A 20,563-nucleotide genomic window follows, 5' to 3' on the forward strand; every position below is an offset into this window, starting at 1 on the left:
TAATGAATACCCAGCCGAATAACAGCGCTAGTAACGCTAACAATAAAAACACACAACCAACGCAAGAAATTGATTTAATGGCGCTACTAGGCGCATTGCTAGATCGCAAATATTTTATAGTAGCTGTAACCGCACTGTTTATGTTTGTGGGTGTTATTTATGCAGTATTAAGTACCCCTGTTTACCAAGCAACAGCCATGATACAAGTTGAAGACGGCAGCGCATCAGTTCCTGGTTTTGACGATATGGCAGGCATGTTCGAAAGTACATCGGCTGCAGTAACCGAAATAGAGCTACTAAAGTCGCGCAGTATAATAGGTGAGGCAGTAGACACTTTAAAGCTTGATGTTATAGCAGAGCCTAAACTATTCCCGTTTATTGGTAGTCGCGCTTATCGTAAATTTACTCCAATGGAAGATGGCGACTTAGCAGAGCCAAGCTTTGGTGCTAATAGCTACGCATGGGGCGGTGAGAGCATAAATGTATTTAGGTTTGATGTACCACGTACTGCTGTAAATCAAGCATTTACTTTGGTCGTACAAGCTAACAACAGCCTTGCACTTTTAAATGGTGACGGCGAGAAAATATTATCGGGTAAAGTAGGCGAGGAGCTTACAAACGGTAAGTTTAACTTAACCATTCGTACTTTAAATGCACGCCCTGGTACAGAGTTTACAATTACCCATAAAGATCGCCTTAATACTATTTTGGATTTGCAAACAGCTATCGGCGCAAGTGAAAAAGGTAAAGATTCAGGCATAATTAACTTAAGTTTACAAAGCACTAAACCAAGCTACGCTGAAAAAGTACTCGATAAAGTGGCCGCTATTTATGTACGCCGTAATGTTGAGCGCAATAGTGCCGAGGCACAAAAGTCGCTGGAATTTTTAGAAGTACAATTGCCTGAAATTAAAAAACAGCTTGAATACGCAGAGCAACGCTTTAATGACTACCAAATAAAACGCCAATCAATAAATATAACGCTCGAAACACAAGGCGTGCTTGAACAAGTTGTAAAGCTTGAAACTAAATTACAAGAGCTAAACCTAAAGCGTTTAGAGCTTGGCCGTAAGTTCAAAAAAGATCACCCAACATACCAAGGTATACTTGAGCAAATAGAGGCGGTTGAAAGCCAAAAGCAAGAGCTTGTAGGTGAGGTAGGTAATCTGCCAGAAACTCAACAAGAACTGCTACGCTTAAAACGCGATGTTGAGGTAAGCAACCAAATTTACACACTACTACTTAGCAAAACACAAGAGCTAGATATAGTACGTGCAGGCACTGTAGGTAACGTACGTATTATTGACTACGCTGAGGTAAACACCAGCAAGCCAGTTAAACCGAAAAAAGCATTAATAGTGGTAATGGCCACTATGCTAGGTGGTATGTTAGCTGTGGCTATTGTGCTTATACAAAAGGCAATGCATAAAGGGGTTGAAGACCCAGCAGAAATTGAAGCGCTAGGCTTACCTGTATACGCAAGTGTACCGCACTCAGATTATCAAGATAAGCTAAGCGGCTTTGCTGAGCGAGCCCGTAAAAATAAAACGAATAAACCTAGAAGTATATTAGCGCTTGATAACCCAGCCGACCTGGCAATTGAGGCATTACGTAGTTTACGTACCAGTTTGCACTTTGCGATGATGGAAGCTAAAAACAATATTATTGCTATATCGGGCCCAAGCCCAAGCGTAGGTAAATCGTTTATATCGGTTAACTTAGCAAGCGTGCTTGCGCAAAGCGGCAAAAAAGTACTTATTATTGATGCCGATATGCGTAAGGGCTACTTACAAACTCAGTTTGGTTTAAAGTCAGACGATGGCTTAAGCGATTACTTATCAGGCCGCTTAAACCTAGAGCAAGTTACTAAACCAACCAAAGTTGAAGGCTTAAGTGTTATTACGCGTGGGCAAATACCGCCAAACCCGTCTGAATTATTAATGCATAGCAACTTTAGCAAATTAGTTGAAGAAGTAAGCGCAGCTTACGACATTATAATTATTGATACACCTCCAATACTAGCAGTAACCGATCCTGCGATTGTAAGTGCGCATTCTGGTACTACTTTACTTGTTACACGTTTTGGACAAAACCATGTACGTGAGATAGACCTAACGCGTAACCGTTTTGAACAAAATGGCATAGATGTAAAAGGTGTAGTGTTTAATGGCGTAGTTAAAAAAGCAAGTAATGCATATGGATATTATGGTTACTACAACTACGAATATACAAGTGATAAAAAATAGGGGCCTATTGGGCACTTTTAAATAAAACCACAAAAACAAGCAATTACAATGAGATAGTCTAAATTGACTGTCTCAATATCGAAAAAAGTGTCTCAGTGCTTAATAAAATGACTGAGATATTTTGTTGAAATAAATCATATTCCGGGCTGTATAAAACCAGCTATCCCACAGATGATTTCCAAAATATAAAGGCATTTTTTGTGAAAATATTAGTAACTGGTGGCGCAGGGTTCATTGGTAGCGCCGTTATTCGTCACATACTTTCTAACACTCAAGATAGTGTAATCAACGTTGATGCGTTAACGTATGCAGGAAACTTAGAATCTCTTCCAAATGCAGATGAGTCTGGCCGTTACTATTTCGAACACGTTGATATTTGTAACCGTTCAGAATTAGACAGAGTTTTTAAAGTACATAAGCCTGATGCAGTAATGCATTTGGCTGCAGAGAGTCATGTTGATCGCTCAATTACAGGGCCGAGTGATTTTATTCAAACTAATATTGTGGGTACATATAACTTATTAGAAGCAGCTCGTTGTTATTGGGATAATTTAGAAGTTAATGCGAAAAAAGCATTTAGATTCCATCATATTTCAACGGATGAAGTATATGGAGATTTACCTCACCCAGATGAGCAAGTAGGTAATGGGTTAGGTAAAGCGCTACCTCTGTTTACTGAACAAACATCTTATGCACCAAGCAGTCCTTATTCAGCAAGTAAGGCGTCGAGTGACCATTTAGTTCGTGCATGGCTACGTACGTATGGTTTTCCTACAGTCGTAACTAATTGCTCAAATAACTATGGACCATATCATTTCCCTGAAAAATTAATACCTTTAGTAATACTTAATGCGCTAGAAGGTAAAGAATTACCTATTTATGGCAAAGGTGACCAGATTAGAGATTGGTTATTCGTTGAGGATCATGCTCGAGCTTTATATAAGGTAGTTACTGAAGGTAAAATAGGTGAAACCTATAACATTGGTGGTCATAACGAAAAGCAAAACATTGAAGTTGTTAAAAGTATTTGCAGTATTTTAGACACTTTAGTGCCTAAAAATACCCCGTACTCAGAACAGATAACGTATGTAGCAGATCGCCCAGGACATGATAGACGTTATGCCATTGATTCATCAAAAATGAGTAAAGAACTTGATTGGACTCCAATTGAAACTTTTGAAACAGGTTTGCGTAAAACTGTCCTATGGTATTTAAATAACCAAAGCTGGTGCCAAAATGTACAGGATGGTTCATATCAACGTGAGCGTCTTGGCGAAATTGATACAGCGCTACAAGGAAAATAATATGAAAGGAATTATCCTAGCGGGTGGTTCAGGCACTCGTCTTTACCCTATCACTCTGGGTGTATCAAAACAGTTATTACCAATTTACGATAAGCCGATGATTTACTATCCGCTGTCGGTGTTAATGTTAGCCGGTATACGCGAAGTGTTAATTATTACTACGCCTGAAGATATTGATTCATTTAAACGCTTATTAGGTGACGGCTCACAGTTTGGCATTGAGCTTAGTTATACAGTACAGCCAAGCCCAGATGGACTAGCTCAAGCTTTTATACTTGGTGAAGACTTTATTGGTAGTGATGACGTATGCTTAGTGTTGGGTGATAACATCTTTTATGGTCAAGGCTTTAGTCCTAAATTAAAGCATGCAGTACAAAATGCAAAAAATGGCCAAGGCGCAACCGTTTTTGGTTATCAAGTAAAAGACCCAGAGCGTTTTGGTGTTGTAGAATTTGATGGGAATCAAAAAGCGATTTCTATCGAAGAAAAACCAACCAAACCAAAATCAAATCTTGCTGTAACAGGGCTTTATTTTTACGATAACTCAGTTGTTACTATGGCAAAACAAGTAGAGCCATCTCATCGTGGTGAGTTGGAAATCACTTGTCTTAATGAAATGTATTTAAGGCAAAATAAGCTAAATGTTGAAATACTGGGGCGAGGTTTTGCATGGTTAGATACAGGTACGCACGAGAGCTTATTGGAAGCCGCGCAGTTTGTTGAAACCATTGAAAAGCGACAAGGTTATAAAATCGCCTGTTTAGAAGAGATTGGCCTTAATAATGGCTGGTTAACAGGACATCAGGTGGAAGAATTCGCTGCACCCATGTTGAAAAATAGCTACGGTCAGTATTTAATGGATTTAACATCAAAGTAATGCATAAGAATTTTATTCTAAAAGAGTGGGATAGCCAGTTTTTCAATCGGAGAATATTTTCGTTTGAGTTACCCGCTATTGAAACTGCAAGCTACGATTGGCCTAAGAAATCACTCACAACTATAAAAATTGGCTCTGCGGACTACCCCTGTTTAGATGTTATAAATAGACATGGGTTTAGCTTTGTAGAAGGTGAGCTGGTTTTTAAAAAGGCACTACCTGTAACTGTAAAGCCTGCATCACTAACAGATTTTAATGCTTATTTAGCAACAAAGAGCTCTATTGATGAGCTTAAACTAATTGTCAGTGATTTATATGTAAATAGCCGATTTAGGGAGCCATGGTTTTCCTCATTAGAAAGAGATAATTTCTATCAAATGTGGGCGGAAAATGCCGTTTTATCTAAATTTGATGATTGCTGTTTAGTTCTAAAAAGTGAAGGCTCCATTTCCGGTTTTGTAACTATCCGGATTAGGGGGGAAGAGGCAACTATTGGGCTTATCGGGGTTGCGGAGCCCTTTCAAGGTCAAGGAATTGGTAAAAAGTTACTTGAATTAGTTCAAGATTATTGCATTTCCAAAAAAGCAACAGCTGTTAAGGTTGCTACACAAACAAGTAATATTTCAGCCGCAAATTTATATAGCAAAGCTGGTTTTGCTATCGCTGATATTTCATATTGGTTTTATAAACAGGTTTAAAAATGATCCCTTTTAATATTCCCCCTAAAACTGGTAGTGAGCTTAAATATATAGAGCAAGCTATCCAATCAGATAAGTTATGTGGTGATGGCCAGTTTTCAAAGAAATGCGAAGCATGGATAGAAGAAAATTTTAATACAGCAAAAGCATTGCTTACGCCTTCATGTACGGCTGCATTGGAATTAGCGGCAATATTAATAGATATAAAAGAAGGTGATGAAGTCATCATGCCTTCGTATACGTTTGTATCTACCGCAAATGCATTTGTACTGCGAGGTGCGAAAATCATTTTCATTGATGTACGCTCCGATACCATGAATATAGATGAATCATTAATCGAAGCAGCTATCACATCTAAAACTCGTGCGATAGTACCCGTGCATTACGCTGGTGTTGCATGTGAAATGGATGCTATATTAGGCATTGCTGAAAAACATGAACTCTGGGTAATCGAAGATGCAGCACAAGGTGTCATGTCTACATATAAAGGTAAGGCCTTAGGGGCGATAGGGCATATTGGTTGCTATAGTTTCCATGAGACTAAAAACTATTCATCGGGTGGTGAAGGCGGAGCAATATTAATTAATGACCCTAAATTGGTTGCTCGAGCTGAGATTATTCGCGAGAAAGGCACTAATCGAAGTCAATTTTTACACGGTATAGTTGATAAATATACTTGGCAAGATATCGGCTCAAGTTTTTTACCCAGTGAACTGCAGGCTGCTTACCTTTTTGCGCAATTAGAGTCTGCTAATGCGATAAATGAGTTTCGTTTGTCTTTATGGAATAACTATTACACTGAGTTTAGTAAGTTATTGCGGCCAGAGCAGCTCCCGTACATTCCTAGTAATTTAAAGCATAATGCACATATGTTTTATTTAAAATTAGCCTCTAGCGAGGAGAGAGTTAGATTCATCTCTTTCATGAAAGAAAATAATATTGTTACCCCTTTTCATTATATACCCCTTCACTCAAGTCCTGCTGGTAAGCAATTTGGTAAATTCATTGGCAATGACTTGCATACATCGGTTGAAAGCGCCAAGTTAGTACGTTTGCCGCTATACTTTGGAATGACCAAAGCTGATCAGGATAAAGTCGTTGAATCAGTAACGGAGTTTTTTCTTGAGGGGTAAAAAAATCTTACATGTCGCGAGCTGCGATAAATTTATTCCGCCATATATAAAATTTATAAATGAACATTTTAATCGTGATGAGCATGAATTTTTACTTAAAAACGGAATGGCTGATGATGAGCTTGAGCAAAGTGATAATGTCAGCATGGCGGGGTATACGACTTTTTCAAAGTTAAAATATCACTTGAACTTAATAATAAAAATGCACAGAGCCGATAAAGTTATTCTGCATAGCTTAATTGATATCAAGCTTGTGCAAATTTTATTTTGCACTCCATGGCTACTTAAAAAGTGTCATTGGGTTATATGGGGAGCTGATTTATACGCATACCAGATTGGCATTAAAAATTTTAGATGGAAAATTAAGGAGCTTTTAAGACGACAAGTCATTGGTAATGTTGGGTATTTAGTTACTTATATTGAAGGTGATGTTGCTCTTGCAAGAAAGTGGTATGGCGCTAAAGGCAAGTATAAAGAATGTTTGATGTATAAGAGCAACTTATACAAAGATTATAATGTGCATGAAACTAAAAGCACGAGCATTAACATTCAAATTGGTAATTCGGCAGATCCCAGTAATAACCATATAGAAGCGCTTGAAAAATTATTGCCTTTTAAAAATGAAAATATATGTATTTTTGTACCTTTATCATATGGTTCCAAAGAGCATGCTCAGCAGGTAATAACGCAAGGTAAGGAATGGTTTGGTGATAAGTTTAAACCGTTAACTAAATTTATGGTTTTTAAAGATTACCTTGTTTTTTTAGGCTCAATTGATATAGCAATATTTAATCATAAACGACAACAAGCTATGGGCAATACTATTACATTATTAGGATTAGGTAAAACGGTCTATATCAGGAGGGATACAACTCAATGGAAATTTTTTAAAGACAAAGGTATTAAAATTAATGATATTGAGCAACTAGAGTGTTTAGATTGCTTAAAAGAAAATAAAAATATTGATATTGTGAAAGAGTACTTTTCTAAGTCTAATTATCTCGATCAATTAAAGATGCTCTTTGGATAATTCAGTTTCAGTATAATTAATATTTAACAGTAACCTTTATAGTTGATTTATATGTATATTTTTAGTTTTTTTACTCATGTCTTTAAAAAATAATGCTATTTCCGGCGTGAAATGGACAACTGTGTCTATGGTGATAGTAACAATATTGCAACTATTACAGTTGTCAATATTAGCACGCTATCTTGAGCCTACCGATTTTGGTTTAATGGCTATTTTAATGGTTGTTATTGGTTTTTCCCAAGCATTTATGGATATGGGTGTTAGTAATGCAATTATTCATAGGCAAAAAATAAGCAATAGTCAGTTGTCTAGCTTATATTGGCTTAACATTCTATCTGGTATCTTACTTGCGATAATCGTAATTATATTAGCGCCATTAATAGCATCTTTTTATGGAGAGGCAAGGCTGACTAATCTTCTTATGATACTTTCGTCTGTTTTTATTATTGTTGCTTTGGGTAACCAGTATCGTATTTTATGTCAAAAAGAACTGATGTTTAATTTAATGGCAAAAATCGAAGTGTTTACAGCATTCTTTTCTTTTATAGTAGCTGTTTATTTTGCCTATAGTGGATGGGGAGTGTATGCATTAGTTTTTGCCATGCTTACACAAGCGCTTGCTTCAAGTGTATTATTTTTATATCTGGGGTTGAAAAACCATCACGTCCCTACCTTCTCATATAAACACAGCGAACTGAAGGGCTTTTATTCTTTTGGCTTATTCCAAATGGGTGAAAAGTCTGTAAATTATGTTAGTGCGAATATTGACAAGTTATTGATTGGAAAAATGATTGGCTTTCAGGCTGTTGGTTTTTACAATATGGCGTGGCAGCTAATCATATTTCCATTGGCCAAAATCAATCCTGTTATTAATAAGGTTGCATTTCCAGTTTATGCAAAAGTTCAAAATGATCAAGAAGCTTTAAATAGATACTACAATTTGAGCGTTAAAGTGTTGAGTTTATTAACTGTGCCTATTTTGGCTTTTCTGTCGTTCTTTGCAAGTGATGTTGTTTTGATCGTTTTTGGGGAAGGTTGGGAAAAAACGGCCATATTAGTGACAGTGTTAGCATTTGTAGGAATTGGAAAAGCGTTAGGTAATCCTGGTGGTGCTTTAATTTTAGCTTTAGGACGTGCAGATATAGGTTTTTGGTGGAATATTTTTTGGGCTTTTAGCGTTTCTATTACGCTTTTTGTCGTTCTTTTATATTTCAAGACTGTTGAAGCAGTAGCATTTGCTCTGCTAGCTTTATCAGTAACCGTAGGTATGATTTGGCATTTTTTAATCGCTAAAATAGGGCGAATTTCTTATTTGGGTATTTCTTTACATTTTATTAAAGTTTTTATCGTGACAATAACAATAGCCTGGTTTGCAAAACAGTTTGTAGATTTCGTTCAGTTAGAAATGCCTATACTACGAATATTATTAGCAGGCGTTGTTTGTTTAATGCTTTATGCTCCTTATTTATTTTTAGTTGAAAAACCCTTGCTTAAAAGCTTTAAAAAGGAATAGTTATGCCAGGAATATTTGGTTTTACAAAAAAAAATCAATCTGCACACATTGAGACAGTTCAAGAGTCAATGATGCTTTACCCGCACTTTAAAAAAGATGATTTGTTTAAAGATGAATCAATAGCGGCTTCTCGTGTGCACCTTAATAAAATAGGCGAAAAAAATTCGCCCGTTCAAAGTAATGACGTTTTTGTCTGGATAGAAGGCGAGGCTTATAACCATGTAGAGTTAGCTGGTTACTTCGGCTATGAAGAGAGTTTAAGCTTTAGTGAATGTTTATTATTTGTTTACCAACAAAATTTATTAGATAGCTTTTTAAATAAATTAGATGGTTATTTTTGTGCTGCTATTTATGATAAAAATAAAAAACGAGTTAAGTTGATTTCAGATCGCTACGGTATGCGAATGCTTTATTGGTATTGGAACAAAGGACAGTTTGCTTGGGCTAGTGAGGTTAAAGCTATTTTATCTTTAGATAATATAGATCAAACAATAAACTCAACAAGCTTTGAATGCTTTATGGATTTAGGCTACTTGTTAAACGAACACACTTGGTTCGAAAATATTAAGCTAATTAAACCAGCAACCGTGATTTCATTAGACTTACAAAAAAACACTGTTTCTCAATACCATTATTGGACTTGGGCAGAAATAAAGCCATCCCCCATATCTTTTGATGACGCTGTTAATGAGTTAGGTAACCGTTTTATTCAAGCCGTTGAGCGAAGATTCGATCCTAAAGAAAAGATAGGTATCACTTTAAGTGGTGGCTTAGATTCAAGGGTTATTTTTGCGGCAGTTGAACATTTATATCCTGATTATAAAGGTAGTGCATTTACATTCGGTATTGGTGGCTGTGATGATATTACTATTGCTAAAACGGTGGTTTCAAAATCACATTGGAACCACAAAGAATACCATTTTACCGATAAAAACTGGTTTAAGCCACGATTTGAAAAAGTTTGGAATACCGATGGTATGAAAGACATGATGCATATGCATGGTGGCGAGTTTATTGATGATATTGCTAGTAATGTTGATATCAATTTAAATGGTTATTTAGGTGATGCAATTTTCGGTGGTAGCTATTTTAAAAATGATAACTATCTAAATAGAAAAATAAATAAAAACATTGTTGAATCTTATTACCATAATACTAAGGATGAAAATTTCGATTCTGATTTTTATAATATTAACCATATAGATCCATATTTATTTATGTCGCGGGGCAGACGGTTAATTAATATGGGTACTGTTAACTCCCTAATCGCTCTAGAGCAACGTAAACCATTTTTTGATAATGGTTGTGTTGAGTTGATCTACTCTCTTCCTGATGAGTATCGGTTAAATAATAAATTATACGCAGCGATGCTTCATAAGTTTTTTCCTAAGTTCTTTAAAGATATTCCTTGGCAACAAACGGGTAAACCCGCAGGCTTAACAATCAAAAAAAGTGTACTCACACGGGCGCTTAATAAAATAGTAAGACATTTAAGAGAGTTGGTAGGTATAAAATCATCGGCGGGGTATACAGATTATAAAGCTTGGATTCGCTCTCCTGAAGTAGCTTCAGAATTAAAGAAACTTCTTAATCGAAAAGATTCTTGCTATCAAAAGTTGACAGATCAAGATTTTGAAGAGGTATATTTGAATCCTCATTTGAATAATAAGCTAAAGAATAATAGTAATGAAATATTACGAGCAGCAACATTAGAGATTTATTTAAAGCATGTTAAAAATAGAAAAAAATAATTTGAAACACTGTTATAGATTGCTAACCGCCTAAATAAACGCGTAAAATTGAAGGGTTGGTTTGAAATGGAAATACACTAGAACAGTTTTTCAGTTGCTTTAAAAAATATGTATGCGAAGCTACTATTGTGGTGATTATTCGTTTCATATGAGCAATAGTATAAAGTTATATTTATAGAGCCGAGTGCTAAGTGCTAACTTTTAATATTTAATGATTAATGTTGCATATGGTCGTAATATTACGATGTCTTATTCAATTAGAGATTTTATGATTTTTTATTTTTTTATAACTATTTTGCTTTTCTCTATTCTTTACTTAGCTAGTAGAAAAAAAAGCAAGTACCAAAGTATTTGTTATTTTCTTTTTTTTGCTATTCTTTTTCTGCTTGCAGGCTTAAGAGGTGATGTTGGGCAAGATACTTATAGTTATCAATTACAATATGATTCACTAATTGACCTTGAAAACTTATTTCTACAATTAAGGAATGCAGAACCTGTACTGTATTTAATTATGTACCCTTACAAGTTAATATTTGATGATTTATTTGGTTACACGGGGTTCTTGCTTGTTATCTCATTTTTGCAAATACTTTTATTATCTTATGCAACAAAAAATATGTACCACAGGTCATTTTTTCTTGCTGTATATTTAACTATTTTCTATCTACAGTTTCATTTTAATATATTAAGAGCGTCGTTCGCTGTATTGTTTTTTCTATGCTCCCTACGCGTAATGAGCAAAAGTAGTCATAAAAGTATAATTTTCTACATCTTAGCTTTATGCTCTCATCTTAGTTCGTTAATTTTTTTGCCTATCTTACTCTGTTCCCTAAAAATAAAACTTCGCTATTATATGTTTTTTGTTATTTTATTTATTTTGGTCGGGGTAGGTGGTTTTGTTATTTTTGGTGATCTAGTTCAGAGGAAAGTCGAAAATTATGATTTGTTAAATTTAAGTGCATTTGAAATTCCTTTAGGAGTTGTTTGTATATTACTTATTTCGTGGTTTTCTTTTTTTTGCAGTGAAAATATAAGTTTAGAGTTTTATTTAACTTTACTTTTGTTTTCATTAGCTTTGTTTGCTTATTCTTTTTCTGATATTGCTTACAGGGTATATTATATTCTATTAGTAGTTTTATTTTATTTTTCTTTTGAAAGAAAAGTTTTTAATATTTCTTCCTTTAAATTTGAACCGCATATTCTATCTGTCTTTTTATTGTGTTTATGGTTTAGCTTCTTTTCTGTGAGATTTATAGTTAATGAAAAGTACCTTAGAAATTTAAACAACGATGGACTCCCCGAATTTTCTTATTCTCCTTATAGTCTTTATAATAGTAGTAAATATCGAACTAAAGGCGTGTAATTTCATCCGTGGGATGTTTTTTTTGTATGAATAATGAATGCGCTATGATGCTCCGAATCTACTTGTTAAGATAAATTAAAAGAGATTAAACATGGAGTGTTTTTCATAATGACTTATTAAAGAGACAAATTCTAATAAACCCAAACATAGAAAATGCTTAAAGTCGATTAATAGTGCGTTATAGAGTCGGAAATTTAATTAAAGTATTTGCTTTGGTAATTACCTCCGAAAAATAATGCACTTAATGACAAAACACTAAAAGCGCTTGTTATCCTAGCTAGCTGTTCAATTTTAAATAGAAGAAAACCAGGGTCTTATTTAGCTAGAAATAAAGCAATAAGTACTGCAAGGGAAATGTAGTGGCATGGTTAATTTACCGACCCATTACTGAAATGTCTAAATTGACATATATATTAATGTTTATGTTTACATCAATTGAAAATTCACATCTAGTAGGCTCGCAGAATGATAATTAAAAAATATGATTTATCAATAATAATACCTTATTACAACGATGAGAAAGGAATAATCAAACTTGTAGAAAGCATACCCCAATCAGATAGAATTGAGCTTATTATCATTAATGATCACAGTGCTTCTATTTCTTGGATTCTTGCACAGTATAACCATGTTGAAATTAAGTACTATTTACAAACTGAAGGAAATCGTTGGGCCGGGGCAGCAAGAAACTATGGGTTATCTTTAGCTCAAGGTAAGTTTATTATGTTTGCTGATAGTGATGATTATTTTGTCAGCGGCGCATTTGATATTATCTTTAACTATATAACACTTGATTTTGATATTGTATATTTTCCTCCAACTAGTGTTAACGAAAATGGAAAAAAATCTTTAAGGCATACCAAATATAGCGATCTAGTTACAAGTTACTTAAATAAAAAAGATGAAGCTATTAGGTATGAATTCTTTGTGCCTTGGAGTAAATTGTATAAATCTGAACTGATATATAAACACAATATCCAATTCGATGAGGTTATTGCGTCTAATGATGTTATGTTCTCTTTAAAAACTGGAGTTATGGGAAGGAACTTTAAAGTTTCTTCAGATACCATTTATTGTGTTGTTGAAAGTTCTACGTCCCTTACAAAAATATTTTCTGAAGAGGTTGTTGATTCTAGGTTTGATGTCTTGTGCAATTATAATACTTTTATTGCTAAAAACCTTTGCCCGGCTAAGAAAATATCTACAATCTCTTGTATTAGCCGGGCAAGACGGATTGGTTTTTATAAAATGTTATATGTACTATTCTACTCACTTCATAAAGGTTATCCAATTTTACCAGACTCAAATGGTTTCAAGCGCTGGCTCAAAAGGTTTTTTTCATGAAAATAATTTATTTACATCAATATTTTGCAACTCCAGAATCAAATACAGGTACTCGCTCTTATGAGATGGCTAAACGTTTCGTAATAAATGGGCATGATGTTATTTTCGTTACTTCTTCAGCTGCATTTTCAGATAATTATACTTTTAAAAAAGGCTGGAATTATATAGAGATTGAAGGGATTAAGCTTCATGTTTTGCATTTAGATTATTCAAATAAAGATAGCTTTATTATTCGTATTTGGAAGTTTATTTATTTTTCATTTAGGTCAATATTCAAGTCACTTTCAGTTGAATCTGATGTTGTGCTTGCCACAAGCACCCCGCTAACAATTGCTATTCCGGGACTAATCTACTCTAAAATTAAAAGCAAACCATTAGTTTTTGAAGTGAGAGATCTTTGGCCTGAATTACCAATAGCTACAGGGGCAATTAAAAACAAGTATATAATTAAGTTTGCTCTTTGGTTAGAAGAGTATACCTATAGAAATTCAAAAAGGATTATAGGATTATCTCCCGGTATGTGTGAAGGTGTAATTAGTAAGGGCATAAGTGTCAATAAAGTAACGTTAGCTACTAACAGTTGTGATACAGATTTATTTGACGTGGATAAGAAGATAGGCGCTAACTACTTAAAGAGTGATTTGGCATTTACTAATGGAAGAAAGCTAATAGTATATACAGGAACCTTTGGTATGATTAATAAGGTTGGTTATATTGTTGAGTTAGCAAAAGCTTCTCAGGAACTTGATCCTAATCTATGCTTTGTAGCTATTGGAGACGGCATGGAAAAAGAAGAAGTTATAGCTGAAGCTAACAAAGCTGGGGTCTTGAATAAAAACCTTTATATATTATCACCTGTGCCCAAAACTGAGATTGTCAAGCTTTTATCGGCTGCAGACTTATCTTTATCCCTTTTTGGACCTGTTATTGAGATGTGGCATAATTCTGCAAATAAGTTATTTGATGCTTTAGCTGCACAAACACCTATAGCTATAAACTATGGTGGTTGGCAAAAAAGTTTAATAGAAAAGTATCACTGTGGTTTAGCTATAGATAGCACTGATTACCAAAATGCAGCTATAAGTATTTCCCGTTTTTTAAATGACAAAGCACAATATAGTAAGGCTGTAGAAAGTTGCAAAACTCTCTCATATGAACATTTTTCAAGAGATATAATGGCTGCACGAATAGAGAAAACATTAATGGATTCTATAAATGATTAAACGTATCTTTGATATTCTAATTTCACTTTTGGCTTTATTTTTTTTAGCTCCAGTAATATTTTTTGTAGCAGTCTTGATTCGCTTAAAACTTGGGGCTCCTATATTATTTACTCAAGATCGCCCCGGTATGGACGGAAAAGTGTTTAAAATGATGAAGTTTCGGAGCATGAATAGCGATAAAGATGAACAGGGGGATTTACTTCCTGATGAACAACGTATGACTAAATTTGGAATGTTTATACGCTCTACTAGCATTGATGAACTCCCAGGTCTTTATAATGTTTTAAAAGGTGATATGAGTTTAGTGGGGCCTCGACCTCTACTTGTAAAATATCTCCCTTATTACTCTAAAAGAGAGTTATTACGTCATAATGTCAGACCAGGAATTACAGGTTGGGCGCAAGTACACGGTCGAAATACAGTTTGTTGGAATAAACGATTAGCACTTGATGTTTGGTACGTTGAAAATAGAACATTCCTCTTAGATTTAAGAATACTAATTATGACCATTTTAAAAGTGATTAAAAAAGATGGTATCATTATTTCTCCTAGCTCGAGCATGAAAGATTTTGATGAAGAAAGGGGCTCGTATGATAAGAAAAATTGATGATGAGTCTGAATCTAATTTTATATACGCGATAATGAAAGATTCTTATGATAGGAAGCTTTTAATTGGTTCAATATATGAGACGGAATCTTGTATATCTATTATTGCTGAGTCCATTCTTAATGATGAGTTTTACGGGATTTATTTAGATGGTTATCTTCAAGCTTTTATTCAGGTTAAAAACGCTTATGGTTGCTTGTTTCTTAACCATATCGTAGTTAAGAATAGCTCTAAGTCAAATGGCTATGGAAAGAAGTTGTTTGAATATTATCAGTCGATGGCTCGTGAGGAAGGTGCATGTTTAGCTTTAGAGGTTGATAGTAGAAATGAAAATGCCTTTGCTTGGTACTCTTCACTCGGTTTCAAAGTTTATTCGGTTACGTATAAATCTACTGTATTAAAAGAAAATTTTTCAAATGATTTGAGTTCTACACAATTTGATTATTTCAAATGCTATGAAGATATAGGCTACTCTAAAATTAGATTTGAAGGTGCGACTTGGTCAATAGGTAAACCGTCAGATAAAACATACGTAATAAACTATGACAAGTTTCCAGAACATTTGATTGGTGCACTTATATCAGTATTAGATAAAAAAATTATTCTTTTTTCAAAGAATAATTTTGATTTCAAAGGTTCTAATACCTGGATGTCATATATAATGAAATGTAACTAAGCATGCTTTTAGAGTTCTATTCTAAGTTTAAGTTTAAGTTTAATTTTAATTGGGATGTTTATATTTAAATGAATGAGTTTAAAGTAATAGTGACAAGGGATGAATGGTGCGGAGAATTAAACAAATTTAAAAGTGATTGGTACCATAGTTGGGATTACCATGAAATGGCATTTAAAAATAATGAAGGTAAACCGCTGCTTTTTGTTTTAACTAATGATTCCAATGAGAGTATTGCATTGCCTTTACTACTTCGTGATATTAAAAGCTCAAAGCATAAAGATATGACATCAGTTTATGGATATTCGGGTTTTTTGCTTTCAAGTGATGATGCTATTAATTTATTTGAACAGTTCCTTGAGCACTTACTTACTTGGTCTAATAATAATTCAGTTGTATCAATTTTTTCACGTCTTAACTCTTTGCTAATAGATGCAAATGCACTGAAAGGGTGTTTCCCTAATGGTGAAACAGTGGTGGTTGATCTTAGTAATGATGAGGATGAACAAAAAAGGCGTTATAGGAAGAACTATCGCAACCTATTAAGACGTTTAGAAAAAGATGGGTTTAAAGCTAACTGGTCAAACTCCCAAGAGAGTATTGATGACTTTAAATCTATTTATCTAGCTACAATGAAATATTTGGGTGCTGGCGACTATTACTTCTTTGATGATACATATTATGATGACTTATTGAATAGTACCGACTTTGAAGTAAGGATTTATAATGTATGGTTAAATGAGATTAAAGTTTGTTCAGGCATGTTTGTATTTTGTGATGACATTGTTCAATATCATCTCAGTGGTACTTTACAAGAGTATAAAGAATTAGCTCCAACGCGAATGTTGATAGATCAAGCACGAAAAGATGCTACCGAATTAGGCTTTAAATACTTACACTTAGGTGGTGGTTTAGGTGGCGGTAGGGATAGCCTTTTTAATTTTAAGTATGGCTTTTCGAAAGAATCTATTGAGTTTTTTGTTTTTAAAATGATTACAAATATGGATGCGTATAAAAAGTTAAGTAATTTAACCGAGGTTGACGCAGTTCCTGAGTCAGGTTACTTCCCATTATATAGAAAGGTTTATGAGTAATGTTAAATACCCCATTTTCTCCTTGGCCTAGCTTCACTCAAGACGAAGCTGATGCCGTAAGTCGCGTTGTGCTTTCAAATAAAGTTAATTATTGGACGGGCACTGAAGGCCGCAAGTTCGAAAAAGAATTCGCTGCTTGGGCTGATAGTGAATATGCTATAGCTTTAGGTAATGGTACGTTAGCGCTCGATATTGCTTTAAAAGCATTAAATGTAGGCGCTGGCGATGAAGTAATCACTACGCCACGTACATTTTTAGCGTCTGCCTCAAGCATTGTGACTGCGGATGCTGCCCCAGTTTTTGCCGATATTGATTTAAATAGCCAAGCAATTACAGCCCAAAGTATTAAAGCGGTGCTTACACCAAAAACCAAAGCGGTTATTGTCGTGCATTTAGCGGGGATGCCTGCGGAAATGGATGACATAATGGCACTTAGTAAAGAACATGGCTTTTATGTAATTGAAGACTGCGCCCAAGCGCATGGTGCTAAATACAAAGGTCGCTCAGTAGGTTGTATTGGCCATGTGGGCGCGTGGAGTTTTTGCCAAGATAAAATAATGACGACTGGCGGTGAAGGTGGCATGGTAACCACAAACTCTAAAGAGTTATGGTCAACGATGTGGAGTTATAAAGACCACGGGAAAAGCTTTGATGCTATTTACAACCGTGAACACCCATCAGGATTTAGATGGTTACACGAAAGCTTTGGTACCAACTGGCGTATGACTGAAATGCAAGCAGTACTCGGCCGTATTCAACTAACGCGTATGAGTGATTGGACTGCAAAGCGGCAAGCATATGGAGCTGAGCTTGATAAAGCTGCCAGTGAATTTGACTGTATTCGTTTAGTATCAGTGCCAAGCTACATTGAGCACGCAGAGTATAAACACTATATGTTTGTTAAGCCTGAGCAACTAGCTGATGGCTGGGAACGCGACCGTATTGTTAACGAAATAGTTGAACGTGGCGTACCATGTTATCAAGGAAGCTGCTCAGAGGTCTACCTTGAAAAAGCATTCGACAACACCCCATGGCGGCCAGAAAAACGCTTACCTAATGCAGTAGAGCTAGGTGAAACATCAATTATGTTTTTAATTCACCCAACACTTACTGAAGCTGAAATAGCTAAAACAGCACAAATGATGAAAGAAGTTTTTGAGTTAGCGTCTAAACCTTAAAAGTGTGATCAGCTTATAATTATCAGTCAATATCAATAATTATAAGCTGTACCCGTTGTTTAGAGTTTATGCTTGAATAATTGCTCATAAAGTTTGATGTTGGAATAAAGCGGATGGCTGAATACATTATTTTGAAAGATGTATAGTACGTAAGTGCAATTCCCAATATTATATTAGGGATGTTTTTTTTATTTTTTAACTCACTAATCTAAAAAAAATTATTTTAAAATGTGTCTCAGGACGATAAATTTCCTGAGACACATTTCACCATCATTTATTATACCAATAGTGACATATCTGAAATTATCAACCGTCCCTATTGGGCTCTAATATTGTAATTTATTACTATTTACTGAACAATAAACTACATTAAATGCTAATTATATTAGCCTATTTTTTGTTATAGTTACCATATTGTTAATTTAAAATGTGATACTGGGTTGACCCTGTATTTACATCACAAAGGAACGTGTCTTGGATAGTTTCATTCGCTCTATTTTAAACGCATCGCGTGCCAAAAAACGCGTTATCACATTGTGCATTGATTCGTTATTTATTATGTTGGCTTTTTGGTTAGCGCTTATTGTAAGGCTTGATAGCTTTGAGTCGCTGCAGCGTTTAGATAATTGGCTTTTATTAGCAGTGTTAATACCTGTTAGCTTATATACATTTATAAGTTTAGGCTTGTATCGTGCTGTACTTAGATACATGAACTCACAAGCTATTTGGGCAATTGTACTAGGCACTGTAATAACAACGATCAGCTTGGTTTTAATCGCCTTTTTTATAGGTATAGATATACCGCGAACGATGCCATTTATATTTGCTTGGTTGTGTTTATTAACTGTGGGTGGTTCTCGTGTATTGGTACGCGCAATGATTGGCAGAATGACGACAAGTAAAAAAGAACCTGTTATTATTTATGGAGCGGGTTCTGCCGGACGACAATTAGCGACAGCATTAGGTGCTGGTCCAGAGTATTTTGTTAGAGCGTTCATTGATGATGATGTAACTAAGCACGGTTCAATTATTCAGGGTATACCCGTTTTATGTTTTAAAGGTATTTACGAGCTAATAAATAAACGCAAAGTAAGTAAAGTTTTATTAGCACTCCCGAGCGCAACTCGTGCACGCCGTAAAGAAATACTCGCCCAATTAGAACCTTTAACAATTAACGTACTTTCAATACCAGGTATGGCTGATGTAGTAGAGGGCAAAGCAAAGCTTGCTGAAATAGCCGAAGTGGGTGTTGAAGATTTGCTAGGTCGTGACCCTGTTGAACCGAATACTGATTTAATGACCGCTAACATTGCTAATAAAGTGGTTATGGTAACAGGAGCCGGTGGCTCTATCGGCTCTGAACTGTGTAGGCAAATAGTTAAACAGAAACCAACAAAGCTTGTTTTATTTGAGCTTAGTGAGTTTGGTTTATATTCAATAGAAAAGGAGCTTAGTGAGTACATTACTAATAATAACCTTGATATTGAGATTGTACCCATAATGGGTTCGGCGCAGCGTATTAACCGAATTGAAACTGTAATGACAGTATTTGGTGTGCAAACTGTTTACCACGCTGCTGCTTATAAACATGTGCCGTTAGTTGAGCATAATGTAGTAGAAGGTGTGCGTAATAATGTGTTTGGTACTTATTATGCAGCCAAAGCTGCCGTAAATGCGAAGGTAGAAACCTTTGTGCTTATATCAACAGATAAAGCGGTACGTCCAACGAATGTAATGGGTGCTACTAAGCGTATGGCTGAGCTATCGCTGCAAGGTTTAGCACAAGAGCAAGGTGTTAAACATAAAACGCGTTTTTGTATGGTGCGCTTTGGTAATGTACTTGGGTCGAGTGGCTCTGTAGTGCCGCTATTTCGCAGGCAAATAAAAGAAGGTGGTCCGATAACGCTCACTCACCCTGATATAACACGCTTTTTTATGACGATTCCTGAAGCGGCGCAATTAGTTATACAAGCAGGGGCTATGGGCAAGGGGGGCGATGTATTTGTGCTCGATATGGGCGATCCAGTTAAAATTAAAGATTTGGCGACTAAAATGGTTCGTCTTTCTGGGTTTGAAGTTAAAAGCGATACCAATCCACATGGTGATATCGAAATTAAGTGTACGGGCTTACGCCCAGGTGAAAAGCTTTATGAAGAACTGCTGATCGGCGATAATGTTGGCGAGACCTCTCATGAACGAATCATGACTGCCAATGAGGTAATGTTGCCTTTGGCTGAGCTTAATGTGTTTATAGAAGCGCTAGATATTGCGTGTCATAATTTTGATCACGAAACAATACGTCAGCTGCTCTTAGACGCACCAACAGGCTTTAATCCAACCGATGGCATATGCGATTTGGTGTGGAATGCAAAAAAAGTTAATACTGTAGACGATTCAGGGAATGTTATTAGTTTTAATTAGAAACTAATAACATAGGGTTTTATTTGAGTTTTGAGCCGTAGTATTTACATATATTAATTTATAAAAAACTCTTAAATAGTATTTATTGAAAATTTAGATTTATAGGAA

16 protein-coding genes are annotated in these 20,563 nt (G+C 35.2%); all 16 read left to right on the plus strand.

Annotation, left to right across the window (positions count from 1 at the left end; all coding sequences use genetic code 11):
• Nucleotides 1-2 precede the first annotated feature (2 nt).
• The 16 genes from I6F49_RS10450 (at nucleotide 3) to I6F49_RS10525 (ending at nucleotide 20,455) form a co-directional block, all read left to right on the plus strand.
• A complete protein-coding gene (locus tag I6F49_RS10450) occupies nucleotides 3-2,246 on the plus strand; it encodes a polysaccharide biosynthesis tyrosine autokinase (protein WP_197180294.1) in 2,244 nt (747 codons plus the stop codon).
• Between the two features lie 200 nt (nucleotides 2,247-2,446).
• On the plus strand, nucleotides 2,447-3,550 hold the full coding sequence (gene rfbB, locus I6F49_RS10455; RefSeq protein WP_197180296.1) for a dTDP-glucose 4,6-dehydratase: 1,104 nt from the start codon (nucleotides 2,447-2,449) through the stop codon (nucleotides 3,548-3,550).
• A 1-nt stretch (nucleotide 3,551) separates the two neighbouring features.
• Nucleotides 3,552-4,427 (plus strand): glucose-1-phosphate thymidylyltransferase RfbA, encoded by an 876-nt coding sequence (gene rfbA, locus I6F49_RS10460; protein ID WP_197180298.1) that lies wholly within the window; start codon nucleotides 3,552-3,554, stop codon nucleotides 4,425-4,427.
• Nucleotides 4,427-5,125 (plus strand): GNAT family N-acetyltransferase, encoded by a 699-nt coding sequence (locus tag I6F49_RS10465; protein WP_197180299.1) that lies wholly within the window; start codon nucleotides 4,427-4,429, stop codon nucleotides 5,123-5,125. Before rfbA ends, I6F49_RS10465 begins: the two co-directional genes overlap by 1 nt.
• Nucleotides 5,126-5,127: 2 nt before the next feature.
• A complete protein-coding gene (gene rffA, locus I6F49_RS10470; RefSeq protein WP_197180302.1) occupies nucleotides 5,128-6,258 on the plus strand; it encodes a dTDP-4-amino-4,6-dideoxygalactose transaminase in 1,131 nt (376 codons plus the stop codon).
• Nucleotides 6,248-7,288, plus strand: coding sequence for a TDP-N-acetylfucosamine:lipid II N-acetylfucosaminyltransferase (locus I6F49_RS10475; protein ID WP_197180304.1), 1,041 nt, complete (start codon nucleotides 6,248-6,250; stop codon nucleotides 7,286-7,288). Before rffA ends, I6F49_RS10475 begins: the two co-directional genes overlap by 11 nt.
• A 76-nt stretch (nucleotides 7,289-7,364) precedes the next feature.
• Entirely contained in the window at nucleotides 7,365-8,801 is a 1,437-nt protein-coding gene (locus I6F49_RS10480; protein WP_197180306.1) for an MOP flippase family protein, read from the plus strand.
• A 2-nt stretch (nucleotides 8,802-8,803) separates the two neighbouring features.
• Complete coding sequence (locus I6F49_RS10485; RefSeq protein WP_197180308.1) at nucleotides 8,804-10,552, plus strand: asparagine synthase-related protein; 1,749 nt, start codon at nucleotides 8,804-8,806, stop codon at nucleotides 10,550-10,552.
• Between the two features lie 268 nt (nucleotides 10,553-10,820).
• Entirely contained in the window at nucleotides 10,821-11,915 is a 1,095-nt protein-coding gene (locus I6F49_RS10490; protein ID WP_197180310.1) for an EpsG family protein, read from the plus strand.
• 465 nt (nucleotides 11,916-12,380) lie between these two features.
• Complete coding sequence (locus I6F49_RS10495; protein WP_197180312.1) at nucleotides 12,381-13,259, plus strand: glycosyltransferase family 2 protein; 879 nt, start codon at nucleotides 12,381-12,383, stop codon at nucleotides 13,257-13,259.
• Nucleotides 13,256-14,482, plus strand: a complete 1,227-nt coding sequence (locus tag I6F49_RS10500) for a glycosyltransferase family 4 protein (protein WP_197180314.1) — start codon at nucleotides 13,256-13,258, stop codon at nucleotides 14,480-14,482. Before I6F49_RS10495 ends, I6F49_RS10500 begins: the two co-directional genes overlap by 4 nt.
• A complete protein-coding gene (locus tag I6F49_RS10505) occupies nucleotides 14,475-15,089 on the plus strand; it encodes a sugar transferase (RefSeq protein ID WP_197180316.1) in 615 nt (204 codons plus the stop codon). Before I6F49_RS10500 ends, I6F49_RS10505 begins: the two co-directional genes overlap by 8 nt.
• Entirely contained in the window at nucleotides 15,073-15,765 is a 693-nt protein-coding gene (locus tag I6F49_RS10510) for a GNAT family N-acetyltransferase (protein WP_197180318.1), read from the plus strand. Before I6F49_RS10505 ends, I6F49_RS10510 begins: the two co-directional genes overlap by 17 nt.
• A 68-nt stretch (nucleotides 15,766-15,833) precedes the next feature.
• Nucleotides 15,834-16,856, plus strand: a complete 1,023-nt coding sequence (locus tag I6F49_RS10515) for a GNAT family N-acetyltransferase (protein WP_197180320.1) — start codon at nucleotides 15,834-15,836, stop codon at nucleotides 16,854-16,856.
• Nucleotides 16,856-18,034 (plus strand): DegT/DnrJ/EryC1/StrS family aminotransferase, encoded by a 1,179-nt coding sequence (locus I6F49_RS10520; protein WP_197180322.1) that lies wholly within the window; start codon nucleotides 16,856-16,858, stop codon nucleotides 18,032-18,034. Before I6F49_RS10515 ends, I6F49_RS10520 begins: the two co-directional genes overlap by 1 nt.
• A 474-nt stretch (nucleotides 18,035-18,508) precedes the next feature.
• Complete coding sequence (locus I6F49_RS10525) at nucleotides 18,509-20,455, plus strand: polysaccharide biosynthesis protein (protein ID WP_197180324.1); 1,947 nt, start codon at nucleotides 18,509-18,511, stop codon at nucleotides 20,453-20,455.
• Nucleotides 20,456-20,563 lie beyond the last annotated feature (108 nt).

Origin of the sequence: Pseudoalteromonas sp. SWN166, assembly GCF_015864485.1 — a bacterium.
GTDB lineage: Bacteria > Pseudomonadota > Gammaproteobacteria > Enterobacterales > Alteromonadaceae > Pseudoalteromonas.